The following is a 13,988-nucleotide window of genomic DNA, read 5'->3' as shown; positions in this document are numbered from 1 at the left end:
CTTAGTCGACTGGTTCTTTGGCTAAGAAGCTTTAAAGTTCGGGCTTCCCGTTATTTTCGCACGGTCGCCGACTTATCCTGCCGTATGTGCTTCACGCTTTCGCATTTGGGTCTGCTCATCCGACTACGGGTCTCTCGATTTACCGCATCTCCTTCAAACACTACCTCACAGTAATGCCCTAGATTAGTCTTCGTAGGTTCTACCAGTATGCCTACGGGAGGACTTACACCTCCGAGAGAATAAACCTTCCAGGATTCGGGGTCTGTTATTACCGAAGTAACATAACCCAACCTTTAACAGTAAATTCATGCTTGTATTAAGCAAAGGTACGACTGCCCGTCGCACAAAAAAGTGCCAGGCACTTTTGAGCCTGGCACTTCAATCCTTAATTTTCAGCTAGCTTTGCAGTTACTTTATTGCCTGCTGGCTTAGCTTCTCCTGGGTCTTCTGCTTGTTTTGCACGTTTAATGAAAAGTGCAAGGACTAAAGCAAGACCAGCGATAAAAACACTTACATAGAACGCATCATTTATCCCTTCAAGCATAGCTTTCATTTGGATGTCGTGTTGCATTTTTAATTTCATAGCCTCAGTAATCGCTGTTGTCGGCGGATTGCTGAGCATCTTGGCTTTGGCTGCTGCAACAAGTTCCGTTGCATGTGTTTTCGCACGGGTTGTCATTACTGTTACCAATAAAGCCGTACCAATTGCTCCTGAAACCTGTGACATCGTATTGTTCATCGCTGTACCATGTGGGTAAAACCTTGCTGGCAATTGGTTTAATCCATTTGTCGTAACTGGCATATTAACCATTGACATACCAAACATACGAAGCGTATATAAAATAATTAAGTGTGTATAAGTTGTTTCAAGTGTTAATTTACTGAATAAATAGCTGGTTACTACCGTAATGGTTAAACCGATAATGGCTAATAAACGGCCACCAAATTTGTCAAATAGTTTTCCAGTAATCGGCATCATAATTGCCATTGAAATAGCCCCTGGTAGCAACATTAAACCTGCATCAAACGGTGAAATCCCACGAATTGTTTGCACATAAATTGGTAGTAGGAGCATCCCAGAAAACATTGCCATAGTAACAACCATGGAAATCGCTGACGATAATGCGAACATTGGGTATTTGTAGATTCTAAAATTAAGCAGTGGTCTTTCTTGATTTAATTGACGTAAAATAAAGGTTACTAAGGCAATGACACCAATTGCAAGGGTGCCGTATACCTTTGGACTGTCCCATCCGTCCTTACCAGCAGAACTAAATCCATATAATATTCCACCAAACCCTACGCTAGATAAGATAACAGATAAGAAATCAAGTTTGATATCAACTTTTCCTTTTTTATCTTTAAGTAAGAAAAATCCAATTAATACGACAACAATCGCGATTGGCGTAATAAAATGGAAAAGCATTCTCCAATCATAGTGTTCAATAATCCAGCCTGATAACGTCGGTCCAATAGCTGGGGCAAACATTAATACTAATCCAAATACGCCCATCGCCATTCCACGTTTTTCAACTGGAAAACTAGTTAACATTACGTTCATTAATAAAGGCATCATTATGGCAGAACCAGAAGCCTGAATCATCCGACCGGTTAGTAATAATGGGAACGCATGCGCAAATCCAGCTAAAACAGTACCGACTGTAAATAAAATCATTGCTGCTAAGAAAAGTTGACGAACAGAGAATTTTTGAATTAAAAATGCTGACAATGGAATAAGAATTCCATTTACTAACATAAATCCTGTTGTTAGCCATTGAACCGTCGAAGCTTCGATTTCTAAATCCTTCATAATGGAAGGTAGTGCGATATTTAGTAATGTGTTATTTAAGAATGCAATAAAGGCTCCAATCATTAAGACCGCAATAATCCCGTATGGAGGACGTTTAGCCTCAGCTTTTGATTGATCCATTGAATTTCCCCCTATAAACTTTTAGTTCAATTTTTTATACCCCTGTTTCACACTTACATAATAATATACTGTGAGTTCAATTTTTGCAATTAAAAATATCTACAAATTTATGGGTTTGTAAAGACATTAGAAATAATGTACTATATTTCTATACAGTCAGTACAAATCCATTTTAGGGTGATTATATGTACAATCGGAAACAAAATGTTATTCATTCTGCCCATCAATTATTTATTGAAAAGGGTTTCCAAGCAACATCTATTCAAGACATTTTAGATTATAGCGGTATTTCAAAGGGTACATTTTATAATTATTTTTCTTCAAAGAATGAGTTATTAATCGCAATTTATAAAACCATTCACAAAAAGCTGGAGAAGGAAAAAAATGACTTACTCGTCGGTCAGGATCCTTCAGATATTGAAATATTTATTAAACAGATTGAATTGCAAATGATTACAAATAGAAAAAATAAATTAATTGCTTTATTTGAAGAGGTTATGGCTTCCAATGATAATGACCTTAAACAGTTTATTCTGCGTAGTCGCTTGAATTCTCTTCACTGGTACTATAAGCGTTTTATTGAAATTTTTGGCGAGGACAAAAGACCTTATTTGTTAGATTGTGCAATAATGTTTCAGGGAATTCTCCAAATAAATGTACAATACAATCGAATGGCGTATGAAACGGGAGAAAAAGTCAGTCAAGTAGTACGTTATAGTGTTAGCCGCCTAGTAAAAATGGTGGAAGATGTAGTCGACTCCAATGATCAATTGCTTCAACCAGAATTGATTGAAAAATGGCTTCCTGGCTGTCAAAAAAATGATAAGGGTTTTAAAACTCAACTTCTTCAGTACTCGGTCACATTAAGAAAAACGATTGCAAAACATATTTCTATTGAAGCAGAACAGACTAAATTTATTGAACTGCTGGATTTTATTATTGATGAACTATTACATTCCGGTGTACCCCGCAAATTTATTACTGAAAGTGCTCTTTACACTCTGAAAGAGAACAATTATCTGGCCAAAGAACTCCCACCACTGGAAAAGTTGGTTAAAGACTTCTTTAGTCAACTTGAGGATTGATACGAACGAAAACCCCTATTCTATACGATTAGGGGTCTTCTTATGTATATGTATATGGTTATGACTGAATTTACTTACTGAAAAACGCCTTCTGAATCTCCCAAATAAAATAATATTTAGAGTATTGTCGGACTTCCACCACTGCATCTTCTCCATTTTTGGTGAAAATCAATCCAGAGCCCATTTTCTCTTGAAACGACCATCCTTTTGATTTCATAAATTCTTCCACAACTAAGTAGCCATCATTACCCTGTTTTTCTGACAGGTACCTGCTTCTTTTTTCTGTTTTGGAGAACTGTGCATAATTTGACTGAGAAAATTGAAGTTTGATTGCAGACACAAGGATTGGCAGTGGATTTCCTTCTTGATATATGGCCGATCCAAATGTACTCATCACCAAACCGGAAACAAGAGCAAAAATAATCACTATGGTAATGACTAAGTTTTTCATCTTCCCCATCTGTTAACCTCCCAAGCAATAAGCTCCTACTTAATTTGACGGCTGGAAGGCTTCATTGGTTTCAATATAGAACATTACATTTTGATGACAAATTTTCAAAAAATTAGACTGACTCTTAGTTTTGAGTCAGCCCTCTGCTAATTAGTTTATTCTTTTTTTAAAAATGTGCTTGGCATGACGACCGCAACAACCTCACCACGAGCACAGAGTAAATCATTGGCATAAACCTCTGTTTCAACTTTATATTTCTTTGGGTGAATTTCGTGTACTGTTCCAACAGCCTTCAGAGGCACGCCATGTGGAGTCGGCTTAATAAAGTTTACGTTCAGTGAAGCAGTGACAAAGCGAGGTGGCTCTGCTCCTTCACCAGGTTCATGACCATTCTTACGATGAAGGGCCAACGATGCTGAGCCCGTCCCATGACAATCGATTAACGACGCAACAATTCCGCCATAGACAAATCCCGGAAGTGCTAGATGTCTTGCCTCTGGACTAAAAATTGTTACCGTCTTCTCCCCTTGCCAACAAGTACGAAAATGGTGCCCCTCTTCATTTAATCTGCCACAGCCATAACACCAAGCAAAATCATCTGGGTACTCATCTTGAATGGCTACTACTATATTTTCTTCCAATGTTTTCTCCCCCATTACGTTATATTTTTCTTAATAAATCCCGATCTAACTCCCTTACCGATCGTTTTCCTGATAAAGCTAAGGTTAAGTCAAAATCTGCAATCAAGTTACGGAGTACCTGTTTCACTCCTTCTTCTCCAGCCAAAGCTAATCCATACATATAAGGTCGACCTACCAATACCGCTTTGGCACCTAGCGCAATGGCTTTAACAATATCAGAGCCTCTTCTAATCCCACTGTCCATTAGTACGGGGATTTCATCTCTCACTATATCAACAATATCTGGTAATGCATCAATAGCTGGAATGGCTCCATCGACTTGTCTACCGCCATGATTGCTGACAATAATTCCATCTACTCCATGCAATAATGCGAGCTTGGCATCTTCAGGATGTAAAATACCTTTTAACAGAATTGGCAGTGCGGTTTGTTCTTTAATAAATTCTATATCTTTCCAGGTTAAGGAAGGATTTCCGAATACTTGAGCCCAAAGCATGATGGCGGATTTCATATCCTCTTTTGGGGACTTCTCTAAGCGTGAACAAAAAACAGGATCTTCCAAATAGTTACCAATACCTTTTGCTTCTAAAAACGGCAAATATGCATGTTCAATATCTTTCTCACGCCATGCCATCATTGGGGTATCAACTGTAATCACTATAGCACTATATCCCTCTGCCTCGGCTCTTTTTACCATACTTGCAGCAATTTCCCTGTCGCTACTCCAATACAGCTGAAACCATCTATCCCCTTCTCCCATTTCTGCAGAGATTTTTTCAAGACTGTATGTAGAAGCAGTACTTGCTATGAGCGGGACACCTATGTCAGCTGCAGCCCGTGCTGTTGCTAGCTCGCCTTCAGGATGGACGATCGACTGAACTCCTATTGGTGCGAGCAATAAAGGATACTGAAGTTTTTTGCCAAACAGCTCGATACTTAGATCTCTTGATGCGGTATTGCATAACATGCGTGGGACGATATGCCACTTTTCAAATGACTTATTATTGTTCCTTGCTGTTACTTCAGCACCAGCAGAAGCGGCAACGTAGTAATATGGCTTTGCCTCAAGTTGCTCTTTAGCCTTAGCCTCTAACTCTTCATATGAAACTGGAACAATAGTATTCTCTATTCCTTGATAAACTTTAAATTGGACTTGATTACCGAAACCCATCGTGCTATACCCCCTTTTTCAGTAAGCGTTTCCATTAATATGATATCACTCAAAAAATTAAACGGTCAATAAATAGTCAAAAAATTTGGAAAACCATAAAGTTGGTGTATTAGTTTTTATTTGACTTAATTTTCTAATAATATATGATAAATTTAGTAGCTCGAAAGAATGTTAGGAGGAGACTAGATGGAAGAAACAGTAGTAAAACGGTTAACCCGCTCAGAAGTACCCGAAGATTTGACATGGAATCTGGATGACTTATTCCCCTCAGAGCAGTCATGGGAAGAGGAACTAATAACAATTGACCATGAAATCAACAAGTTTGACCAATTTAAGGGGACTTTACATACAGGTGCAAAGACATTATTAGACTGCTTATGTGCACAGGAACAGCTTTCCATGAAAATTACAAAAGCTTGGACATATGCGAACCTTAAACAATCCGCAGACGGAACTGACCCAGTTAATCAGGAAAATTCAGCAAAATTTTCAGCATTACGAACGAAAAGTATCGCTGCTTTATCGTTCATTCATTCTGAAATTCTTGCCCTTGAGGAAGGAGTTGTCGAAAAATACATTTTAGCGGAGCCTGGTCTTGATGCCTTCCAAAAAAATTTAATGGAGCTTCTAGAAACGAAAAAACATAGACTATCTCCTGATACAGAGGAAGCGCTTGCTGCTTTAGGTGAACTTCAAGGAGCCCCATATCAAATTTACCAAATGACAAAATTGGCGGATATGGATTTTTCTCCGATAAAAGATGAAAGTGGTCAGGAATTGCCTGTTTCGTTTGCATTATTTGAGAGCCGCTACGAATTCTCAGCAAATACAGAGGTTCGAAGAAAGGCCTATTACTCTTTCGTTGAAACTCTAAAAAAGTACACAAATACAATGGCTGCAACCTACGCTACAGAGGTAAAGAAGCAAGTCACTCTTGCACGCTTACGGAATTACGAGTCTGTTACCCATATGTTGCTTGAGCCCCAGCAGGTAACTTTGGAGATGTATAATAACCAAATAGACATTATATATAAAGAACTTGCCCCACATATGAGGAGATTTGCCCAATTAAAACAAAAAGTTCTTGGTCTTCCGCAAATGCTTTTTTGTGATTTGAAAGCACCACTTGACCCAGACTTCGAACCAAAAACTACTTATGAAGAGGCGACCCAACTCATATTGGATTCTTTAAAGATAATGGGTCCTGAATATTCCGAAATCATAGAAAGAGGGTTTAAGGAAAGATGGGTTGACTTAGCAGATAATGTTGGAAAATCCACAGGAGCTTTCTGCTCCAGCCCGTATGGGTCTCATCCATATATCCTTATTACTTGGCAGGATAATATGCGTGGATGCTTTACCTTAACACATGAATTTGGGCATGCAGGACATTTCTTTTTAGCGAATAAAAATCAACGGATAATGAATGTCCGCCCTTCCATGTATTTTGTAGAAGCACCATCAACCATGAATGAAATGCTATTAGGTCAGCATTTACTCAATAAATATAAAGATAAACAAATGCGCCGTTGGGTTGTTCTTCAACTGTTAGGAACTTATTATCATAATTTTGTCACCCATTTACTTGAAGCAGAATATCAACGGAGAGTCTACGCTCTTGCTGAAGAGGGAAAAGCACTAACAGCGAAAACATTAACAGAAGTAACCAAATCTGTTCTTACCGAGTTTTGGGGAGATACGGTTGTAATAGATGAAGGAGCAAGCTTAACTTGGATGCGCCAACCACACTATTACATGGGATTATATCCATACACTTATTCTGCAGGGTTAACTGCATCAACAGCCGTCGCGCAAATGATTAAAGAAGAAGGCCAGCCAGCCGTAGATAGATGGTTAGAGGTACTGCGTGCAGGTGGAACAATGGAGCCACTTGAGTTATTAAAACATGCCGGAATTAATATGTCTACGCCAGAACCTATCAGTAAAGCTGTGGCATTTGTAGGTTCATTGATTGATGAATTAGAAGAATCATTTAAGTAGTTATTAAAGAAGAAGTTGCCTCAATTGCAACCTCTTCTTGTCTTACTTTTTACTTTTTACTCTTTATCTTTAGATCGCTTCGATAAAGTGAGGACCTTTTCCAATACAATTTCAACAAACCGTATGCAGCGGCTCAAGTCTTCCTTTTGAGGTGAAACCTCAATTTTAAGTGTAACAGCTAAATGAGTGTGATAATAAAGCATACTTTTAAATTCATCAACAGCCCCACAAAAATTTGGATACCCACTGTCCCCTGTCCCAACAACGGCAGTAACAATATTCTTCACGTTTTGCGTTTCAAATGCATGAAAAATGCCCATCATTTCACGTGGTATATTTCCATCTCCCCATGTATAGGTTCCAATCACAATAGCTTCATAGTAATTTAAATCAATGATTTCAAATTGCTCAATTCTAAAAAGTTTAACAACAACATTCTTCCTAATGAATAACTTTTGAATCAAATGAACTAATTCTTCTGTATTCCCAGTTTTAGAAGAATACACGATAGCTATTTTCATAATTCATCAAATCCATTGGATTGTGTAACCTTTGAATACGTCCTTGATTTCTGCTCAAAAAAATCAGACTTCGTTTCATTCATCATTTCATCGCTGAAAACATGAATCCACGGCATTGGATTACTTCTGTCCAGGTAGAGATTTTGCAAACCAAGCTGACGCAAACGTTTATTAGCAAGATATTCGGTGTACTCCTCATACTGATTTATATTAATTCCATCTATCTCTCGGAAAATCACACGAGCCCATTCTTTTTCTAGCTCAACAGCCTGTCCAACTGTATGATAAATATAGTCAATGTTTGCCTCATTATTTAATTTTGGATTCTCAGTTAAAAGGATGCGTAAAAACTGAGCCATAAAATAAGCATGTTGCATTTCATCACGTTGAATATAGCTAATCATTGTGCTTGTCTTTAACATTTTTTGCTGTCCGGCAAGATAATAGAAAAAAGCAAAGCCTGCATAAAAATAAATACCCTCCAGATTGATAGAATTTACACCTAATTGAAATAGATTTTGTGGAGTAGGATTTTCTCGAAAGCTTTCATAAGAATTTAATATGAGTTGATTTCTTTTTTGCACGATCGAATCACTTTTAGCTTGATTGAATCGGTCATTTTGCTCACTTAAAGGTACAAGAGAACTTAGAATATAGGAATATGATTCGTTATGAACCGCCTCCTGCTGTGCAATCACCGCAAATATGGCTTTCATACTTGAATCTGACACATAATCCATCACTTGGCACATCGTTGGTGTTTGCAGGCTGTCCAATGAGGCCAGTTGTGTATTAATACGCAAAAATACATCTTTTTCTGTTAAGCTAAGTTGGTCCCACTGCTTAATATCATCTTGCATATTAATCTCTTGTGCTTTCCAAAAATTTGATAATAATGTTTGATACAAATCATACATTTGAGGGTACGCGATATCATTCCAGTTAAGCAATCCTGAAGACTGCCCATTAATTATTCCTGTCGTTTTATTTGGAAACTTCGGATTTAGTAGTTTAATTTTTAATAAAGGTGAATGAATGTCCATGAAGCTCTCCTTCCTTTAACTATGACATGCATCGCATTCTTCTATTTCAGCTTGTGTCGTGCTTCTTACGTAATAAGTTGTCTTCAGCCCCTGCTTCCAAGATTCCAAATGAAGATTTAATAAATCTTTCGCTTTTATGTCATGTCGAACATAAAGGTTGAAACTAATTGCCTGATCAATATGACGTCCACGAGCAGCATTCTGTTTTATACTCCAAACTTGATCAATTTCATGCCTTACACGACGATAATAATTGTAAGTGTGATGGTTTAGGTCAGGTGCTGTCACTTTAAATTTAAAATTTTTCTTCTCTTCAGCGTATTCCACTGAATATATGGGATCAATTCCATCTGTTGAACCACCAATTTTTGCTGTTGATGAGTTTGGTGCAATAGCCATAAGCCACCCATTGCGAAGTCCATGAATAGCTACCTTCCTCTTTAAATCACTCCACCTCTCAGTCTCGTAATTTCTACGTGTAAAATAGTCTCCAGTCTGCCACTCAGAACCGCTAAATTGACTATACGATCCTTTCTCCATTGCTAGTTCCATTGAAGACCGAATGGTGTAAAAAGCAATATCTTCATATAATACATCTGCAAAATGAACGGCAGCATCGGATTCCCAGTGAATTCCCTTTAGTGCGAGAAGATGATGCCACCCATAAGTACCAAGTCCAACAGCTCTAAACTTTTTATTCGTCAATTGCGCCTGCCGCACTGAGATTGTATTTAAGTCAATGACATTGTCTAACATTCTTACCTGTATCCGTATTAGTCGTTCTAAGACATTCGCTGGTACAGCTTTTGCAAGATTAACCGAGGATAAATTACAAACAACAAAATCACCTGGTTTACGTACCATTACGATGTTTCCCTCTTCGTCCTGATATTCGTTAACGATTGTTGTAGGAGACATATTTTGCGTAATTTCGGTACATAAGTTACTGCAATAGATAGAAGTACGCCCCTTGCCTAAAAGATGTTTATTCGGATTTTTTCTGTTCACTTCGTCACGGTAAAACATGTATGGAGTTCCTGTTTCTAGTTGTGAAACCATGATTCGTGCCATAATGTCCATAGCTCGATATGTTTTACGGGGAAGAAGTGGGTTTTTTACCGCCTCTTCATATTTCTCTGTAAAATATTTATGATCACTTTCATCATAAAAATCTTCCAATCCAAGAAGATTACCTTTTTCATCTTTCCAGCCCATGATCTGTTTTACCTGATGAGGACAAAATGTATGCCACTCTCCAATACTCCTTCCGTTCTCATCTTTTTCTTCTATTCGTTGCATAAATAAATCTGGTATCGTTACGCCGGTAAATATATCATGAGCCTTCCGTCTCTCGTCGCCATTATTCGTTTTTAAGTCTAGAAATCCACTCATAATATCTTTGTGAAATAGATCTAAATATACAGCAATGGCTCCCTGCCGTTGACCTAACTGATCAACACTAACAGCTGTATCGTTTACTAACTTTATCCATGGAACTACGCCAGATGAGTTTTCTTTAAATTTCTTTATATCTGAACCAAGAGCACGAACCTTTCCATAATAAATCCCGATCCCACCGCCGTCTTTGCTTAACCGAGAAATATCCCAATTATTTAAATATATACTATCAAGTGAATCATCAACCGTATCAATAAAACATGAGGAGAGCTGACCAAAGCTTTTTCCTGCATTCGCTAAGGTAGGAGTTGCAACTGTCATATATAAGTTGCTTAAAGCCCAATATGCCTCTTTCACTAGACTTAGACGAATGGTTTCTTTTTCGTACTTCATTAGTGTCATAGCAATAATCATAAATCGCTCTTGGGGAAGTTCATAAATATTTCGGTTATAATCACGGGCAAGATATCGATCTGCAAATAGAAATAATCCTATGTATGTAAATAAATGATCCTTTTTTGGATTAATCGCTTTTGCTAATGTATCTATTTCATCCTTACTATAAAGACTTAATAAATCATTGGAATAGATTCCTATATCCGTTAGTTGTTTTAGTAATCCATAAAAGTCTCCATATTTATTTGGACTTTTATAACCTCGGCTTTCGGCCGCCTTAAAATATAATTCATTCAGATAGAAACTGGCAGCAACGAACGTCCAATCGGGTTGGTCTATCGCTATTTGATTGACTGCATAGTGTAATGCATGCTTATTCATTTCAGTCGGTGATACTTCCAACTGACTAATTTGCTTCTTCAGTTCAGAAGCATCAATGTTGTATTCCTGTTCAACTTGATTAATAGATTCTAAAAAAGAAACATGTTCACTTTGTACACTGATTGTCATATATTTCCCCCCTAAATTAAAAAATCCGCTCAAGGTGAATTGAGCGGATGAAACGATAACAATACAGAAGGATGAAAAAAGTAGTCAAGTGTCTTCTGTCGCCACCATTTCATCTTCTCAATCCCCGAAAAAGTTGAAACATCTTAAGAAAGACAGGTCTCCTGACTTATGCATCTCCCTACTTTGAGACCTTCCCATATAAGCGTCTAATCAATTAAACTCTCTTATACAGTGGTTTTCTCATTTCGTCAGCATTTACAGTTGCGGGGGCAGTTCTGGTATTTCACCAGATTCCCTATTAAGCCTAATGGCATCTTCTCTCAAGGCAAACACAATATATAGTTGTTTTTCTTTCATTAAAAAACAATATGTAGTAATTAGCGGTTAAATAAAATAATAGTCTATTTATTAATCTATTTCAAGAACCTTTTTCAAATTTTTTAAGTAAGGATATATTCAACTAATCACTTATTCGTTTGATAAAGGTGTAGCTCCAATACTTTTCTGATCTCTTGAGGTATTGTTTCAGATTGTTGTTTTTTGAGATTAAAATTTACATAGGTGACTGTTCCTTTTGCACAAACTCTTCCTTCCTGGTGAATTTCCTCGTAAAGTTGTAAACTGGAATTTCCGATTTTTTGGACCCATGTAAAAACTTCCACATCCTTACCGAAATAAATTTGCTTCATATAGTACACATTCATATTTAAAATAATCATTTTCCAATTTTCAAAAGAACTGTCAGGGGTAAATAATTTAAAAATCTCATTTCTAGCAGCTTCAAACCAAATTGGTATAGTAGTGTTATTGATGTGCCCGACACCATCTGTTTCAGAAACACGCGGCTCAATTATTTTTTTATACATACATATTCCCCCCTTTCATTAAAAAGGATTGTTTATATATTATTCTAAATGGTTTTTCTAATTTAAGTAAAGCTAATAAGGATGACTCATTTACATAAGAGTCATCCTTATGGTTTTATTGAACTCTCTGAATTCTATTTTGAATAAGATAGGAGAACGGTTTTGGCTGTTCCCCAATGTAATTTACAAGTGCTTCTAAATCAACCGGACCAACTTCTTTATTTTGGGCTTTAGTGAATTCCGTAAAACCATCTCCCCCACCAGATAAGAAGATGTTTGCTGTTACCGTATACGACTTAGCGGAATCAAGTTCTGTACCGTCCGAAAGCTTGACACTCACTACCCTGTTTCCAACAGGCTTATTAGGGTCCCAAGTATATGTTAAACCAGAAATTTGTAGGATCGCAGTTCTTGTACCCCACTGCTGGTTAAGCAAGTCACGAATTTGCTGCCCGGTCATTGTCATTTTTACCAATTCATTATTAAAAGGCTGTACCGTATATACCTCGCCCCAGGTAATATCACCCGGATCAATATCAGCTCGTATACCCCCAGGGTTCATAAATGCGAAATCTGTATTCATCGCATTTCTTTGTGCATCGGCAATGAAATCCCCAAGAACAGATTCACCATTTTCATTTTGCTTTGCTGTTAAGTTATCAGATGTAGATCCAACTATACGTTTAACAATTGGCTCTACCTTCGCTTCATAGCTTTCAAGCATTTTCTTAATTTCAGGATCTGGCTCTATCCCTTCTTGAAAGGTTGTCACAATCTCTGCCCGCTTGGAAACAATATCCTTCGTTTTCGGATCAATTTCAAAATCAACATCTGAAAAAGCCGTCCCATAAGAATACGATTGAACTAACAGTTTATTATCAATTGTAGCATTCATATAAGCATGATTATGACCGCCAAAAATAATATCCACTTCATCGTCCACTCGATTGGCAATATCAACAAGCTGACCTGTAGGATTTTCTCCATTTGGGCCAGATGTACCTGGATTATGGGCTAGAACAATAATCGATTTTACTCCTTGTTTTTTTAATTCAGCAACATTTCGGTTAATCGCTTCTACCTCATCGGTGAATTTTAAGCCCGCTACACCACTTGGTACAACGACAGTCGGTGTCTCAGTTGTTACCACCCCGATGAAACCAATTGGCATTCCATTTACCTTAATCACGTGATAGGGAGGTAAAATGGTTTTTCCTGTTTTTTCATTGATTACATTTGCTACTATCCATGGAAATGTGGAACCAGCAAAATTCCCTGTTTTTGGATGGGAGCCACCATTTATTAGACGAAGGAGTTCATTTAAACCTTCATCAAATTCGTGATTTCCAACAGTTCCAATATTGAATCCAAGTTTATTAAGTAGCTCAATGGTCGGTTCATCTTGTAATAGTGCCGATACTGGTGGACTGGCTCCAACCATATCTCCATCCTGAACAAGAAGTGTGTTTTTATTCTCCGCTTCTCTTTGTTTTAGATAAGCAGCTAAATAGTCAATGCGCCCTGCAGGCTTTCCATTTACTTTACGAGTAACATTTAACTGACCATGTAAATCATTGATTCCTAAAAGTTGAACTTGAACAAGCCGGTTGTCCGCTGCAGGTGGCTTTGCCTTTTTAGGATTTTTGGCTTCAGGACGATCAGATTGATGTCCATGATATTCTTCGGATAGGCCTTGATCCCCTTGTGGATTTTGCCTTGCCACTTGAAGTACCTCATTTTTTGTTTTGTTTGCACCGTAATGATTCTGATCATCTACTACTCGTGATAAAGCTTGATGATGTCCTGTCCACCCAAATATGGCAAGCATTACTGAGTACATGAATATCCTATAAAACCATTTCATATATTACCTCCTATTTTTTACTAAAAGAGCCAAATGTATTTTTTGCTTGATAAAGGTGGAATATGTATAAAATCGTCATAAAAACCACGTATAAAATACACGTGGTTTCCT

Annotated in this window: 11 protein-coding genes and 1 riboswitch; of the genes, 2 read left to right on the top strand and 9 right to left on the bottom strand. The window is 37.5% G+C overall.

Annotation, left to right across the window (positions count from 1 at the left end; genetic code table 11):
* Positions 1–385 precede the first annotated feature (385 nt).
* Positions 386–1,930 carry a DHA2 family efflux MFS transporter permease subunit gene (locus QFZ87_RS14265; protein ID WP_309862390.1) on the bottom strand — a complete coding sequence of 515 codons (1,545 nt, stop codon included), beginning with the start codon at positions 1,928–1,930 and terminating at the stop codon, positions 386–388.
* Positions 1,931–2,115: 185 nt separating this feature from the next.
* Between QFZ87_RS14265 and QFZ87_RS14260 the strand changes: the two genes are divergently transcribed.
* Positions 2,116–3,015 carry a TetR/AcrR family transcriptional regulator gene (locus QFZ87_RS14260; protein ID WP_309862388.1) on the top strand — a complete coding sequence of 300 codons (900 nt, stop codon included), beginning with the start codon at positions 2,116–2,118 and terminating at the stop codon, positions 3,013–3,015.
* Between the two features lie 70 nt (positions 3,016–3,085).
* Here QFZ87_RS14260 and QFZ87_RS14255 read toward each other — a convergent pair whose 3' ends face one another.
* The 3 genes from QFZ87_RS14255 to QFZ87_RS14245 form a co-directional block, all read right to left on the bottom strand.
* The gene (locus QFZ87_RS14255) at positions 3,086–3,475 is read right to left on the bottom strand and encodes a hypothetical protein (RefSeq protein ID WP_309862386.1); all 390 of its coding nucleotides are present in this window, start codon (positions 3,473–3,475) and stop codon (positions 3,086–3,088) included.
* 146 nt (positions 3,476–3,621) lie between these two features.
* Positions 3,622–4,107: a PaaI family thioesterase gene (locus QFZ87_RS14250; protein ID WP_309862383.1), complete on the bottom strand. Its 486-nt coding sequence runs from the start codon at positions 4,105–4,107 to the stop codon at positions 3,622–3,624.
* 19 nt (positions 4,108–4,126) lie between these two features.
* Complete coding sequence (locus tag QFZ87_RS14245; protein ID WP_309862381.1) at positions 4,127–5,278, bottom strand: lactate 2-monooxygenase; 1,152 nt, start codon at positions 5,276–5,278, stop codon at positions 4,127–4,129.
* Positions 5,279–5,464: 186 nt separating this feature from the next.
* On the opposite strand from QFZ87_RS14245, the gene pepF reads away from it, so the two are divergent.
* Complete coding sequence (gene pepF / locus QFZ87_RS14240; protein ID WP_309862379.1) at positions 5,465–7,279, top strand: oligoendopeptidase F; 1,815 nt, start codon at positions 5,465–5,467, stop codon at positions 7,277–7,279.
* 56 nt (positions 7,280–7,335) lie between these two features.
* On the opposite strand, the gene QFZ87_RS14235 is transcribed toward pepF, so the two are convergent.
* From QFZ87_RS14235 to QFZ87_RS14215, 5 genes are all read right to left on the bottom strand, one after another.
* Positions 7,336–7,800 carry a flavodoxin domain-containing protein gene (locus QFZ87_RS14235; protein ID WP_309862377.1) on the bottom strand — a complete coding sequence of 155 codons (465 nt, stop codon included), beginning with the start codon at positions 7,798–7,800 and terminating at the stop codon, positions 7,336–7,338.
* Positions 7,797–8,843: a ribonucleotide-diphosphate reductase subunit beta gene (locus QFZ87_RS14230; RefSeq protein ID WP_309862375.1), complete on the bottom strand. Its 1,047-nt coding sequence runs from the start codon at positions 8,841–8,843 to the stop codon at positions 7,797–7,799. Before QFZ87_RS14230 ends, QFZ87_RS14235 begins: the two co-directional genes overlap by 4 nt.
* A 15-nt stretch (positions 8,844–8,858) precedes the next feature.
* Positions 8,859–11,147 (bottom strand): ribonucleoside-diphosphate reductase subunit alpha, encoded by a 2,289-nt coding sequence (locus tag QFZ87_RS14225; RefSeq protein ID WP_309862373.1) that lies wholly within the window; start codon positions 11,145–11,147, stop codon positions 8,859–8,861.
* Between the two features lie 134 nt (positions 11,148–11,281).
* Positions 11,282–11,481: riboswitch (cobalamin riboswitch) on the bottom strand.
* Between the two features lie 130 nt (positions 11,482–11,611).
* The gene (locus tag QFZ87_RS14220; protein WP_309862370.1) at positions 11,612–12,013 is read right to left on the bottom strand and encodes an acyl-CoA thioesterase; all 402 of its coding nucleotides are present in this window, start codon (positions 12,011–12,013) and stop codon (positions 11,612–11,614) included.
* A 115-nt stretch (positions 12,014–12,128) separates the two neighbouring features.
* Positions 12,129–13,877 carry a bifunctional metallophosphatase/5'-nucleotidase gene (locus QFZ87_RS14215; RefSeq protein ID WP_309862367.1) on the bottom strand — a complete coding sequence of 583 codons (1,749 nt, stop codon included), beginning with the start codon at positions 13,875–13,877 and terminating at the stop codon, positions 12,129–12,131.
* Between the last annotated feature and the right edge of the window lie 111 nt (positions 13,878–13,988).

Origin of the sequence: Bacillus sp. SLBN-46 (assembly GCF_031453555.1) — a bacterium.
Classification (GTDB): Bacteria; Bacillota; Bacilli; order Bacillales; family Cytobacillaceae; genus Neobacillus.
Note: the sequence above shows the minus strand (reverse complement) of the source record. Positions and strands in the feature narration are given on the sequence as shown.

Bases quoted from the DNA above. Each gene is read 5' to 3' on its own strand.
- QFZ87_RS14265 (WP_309862390.1), bottom strand. From the start codon at position 1,930: ATGGATCAATCAAAAGCTGAGGCTAAACGTCCTCCATACGGGATTATT.
- QFZ87_RS14260 (WP_309862388.1), top strand. From the start codon at position 2,116: ATGTACAATCGGAAACAAAATGTTATTCATTCTGCCCATCAATTATTT.
- QFZ87_RS14255 (WP_309862386.1), bottom strand. From the start codon at position 3,475: ATGGGGAAGATGAAAAACTTAGTCATTACCATAGTGATTATTTTTGCT.
- QFZ87_RS14245 (WP_309862381.1), bottom strand. From the start codon at position 5,278: ATGGGTTTCGGTAATCAAGTCCAATTTAAAGTTTATCAAGGAATAGAG.
- pepF (WP_309862379.1), top strand. From the start codon at position 5,465: ATGGAAGAAACAGTAGTAAAACGGTTAACCCGCTCAGAAGTACCCGAA.
- QFZ87_RS14235 (WP_309862377.1), bottom strand. From the start codon at position 7,800: ATGAAAATAGCTATCGTGTATTCTTCTAAAACTGGGAATACAGAAGAA.
- QFZ87_RS14230 (WP_309862375.1), bottom strand. From the start codon at position 8,843: ATGGACATTCATTCACCTTTATTAAAAATTAAACTACTAAATCCGAAG.
- QFZ87_RS14225 (WP_309862373.1), bottom strand. From the start codon at position 11,147: ATGACAATCAGTGTACAAAGTGAACATGTTTCTTTTTTAGAATCTATT.
- QFZ87_RS14220 (WP_309862370.1), bottom strand. From the start codon at position 12,013: ATGTATAAAAAAATAATTGAGCCGCGTGTTTCTGAAACAGATGGTGTC.
- QFZ87_RS14215 (WP_309862367.1), bottom strand. From the start codon at position 13,877: ATGAAATGGTTTTATAGGATATTCATGTACTCAGTAATGCTTGCCATA.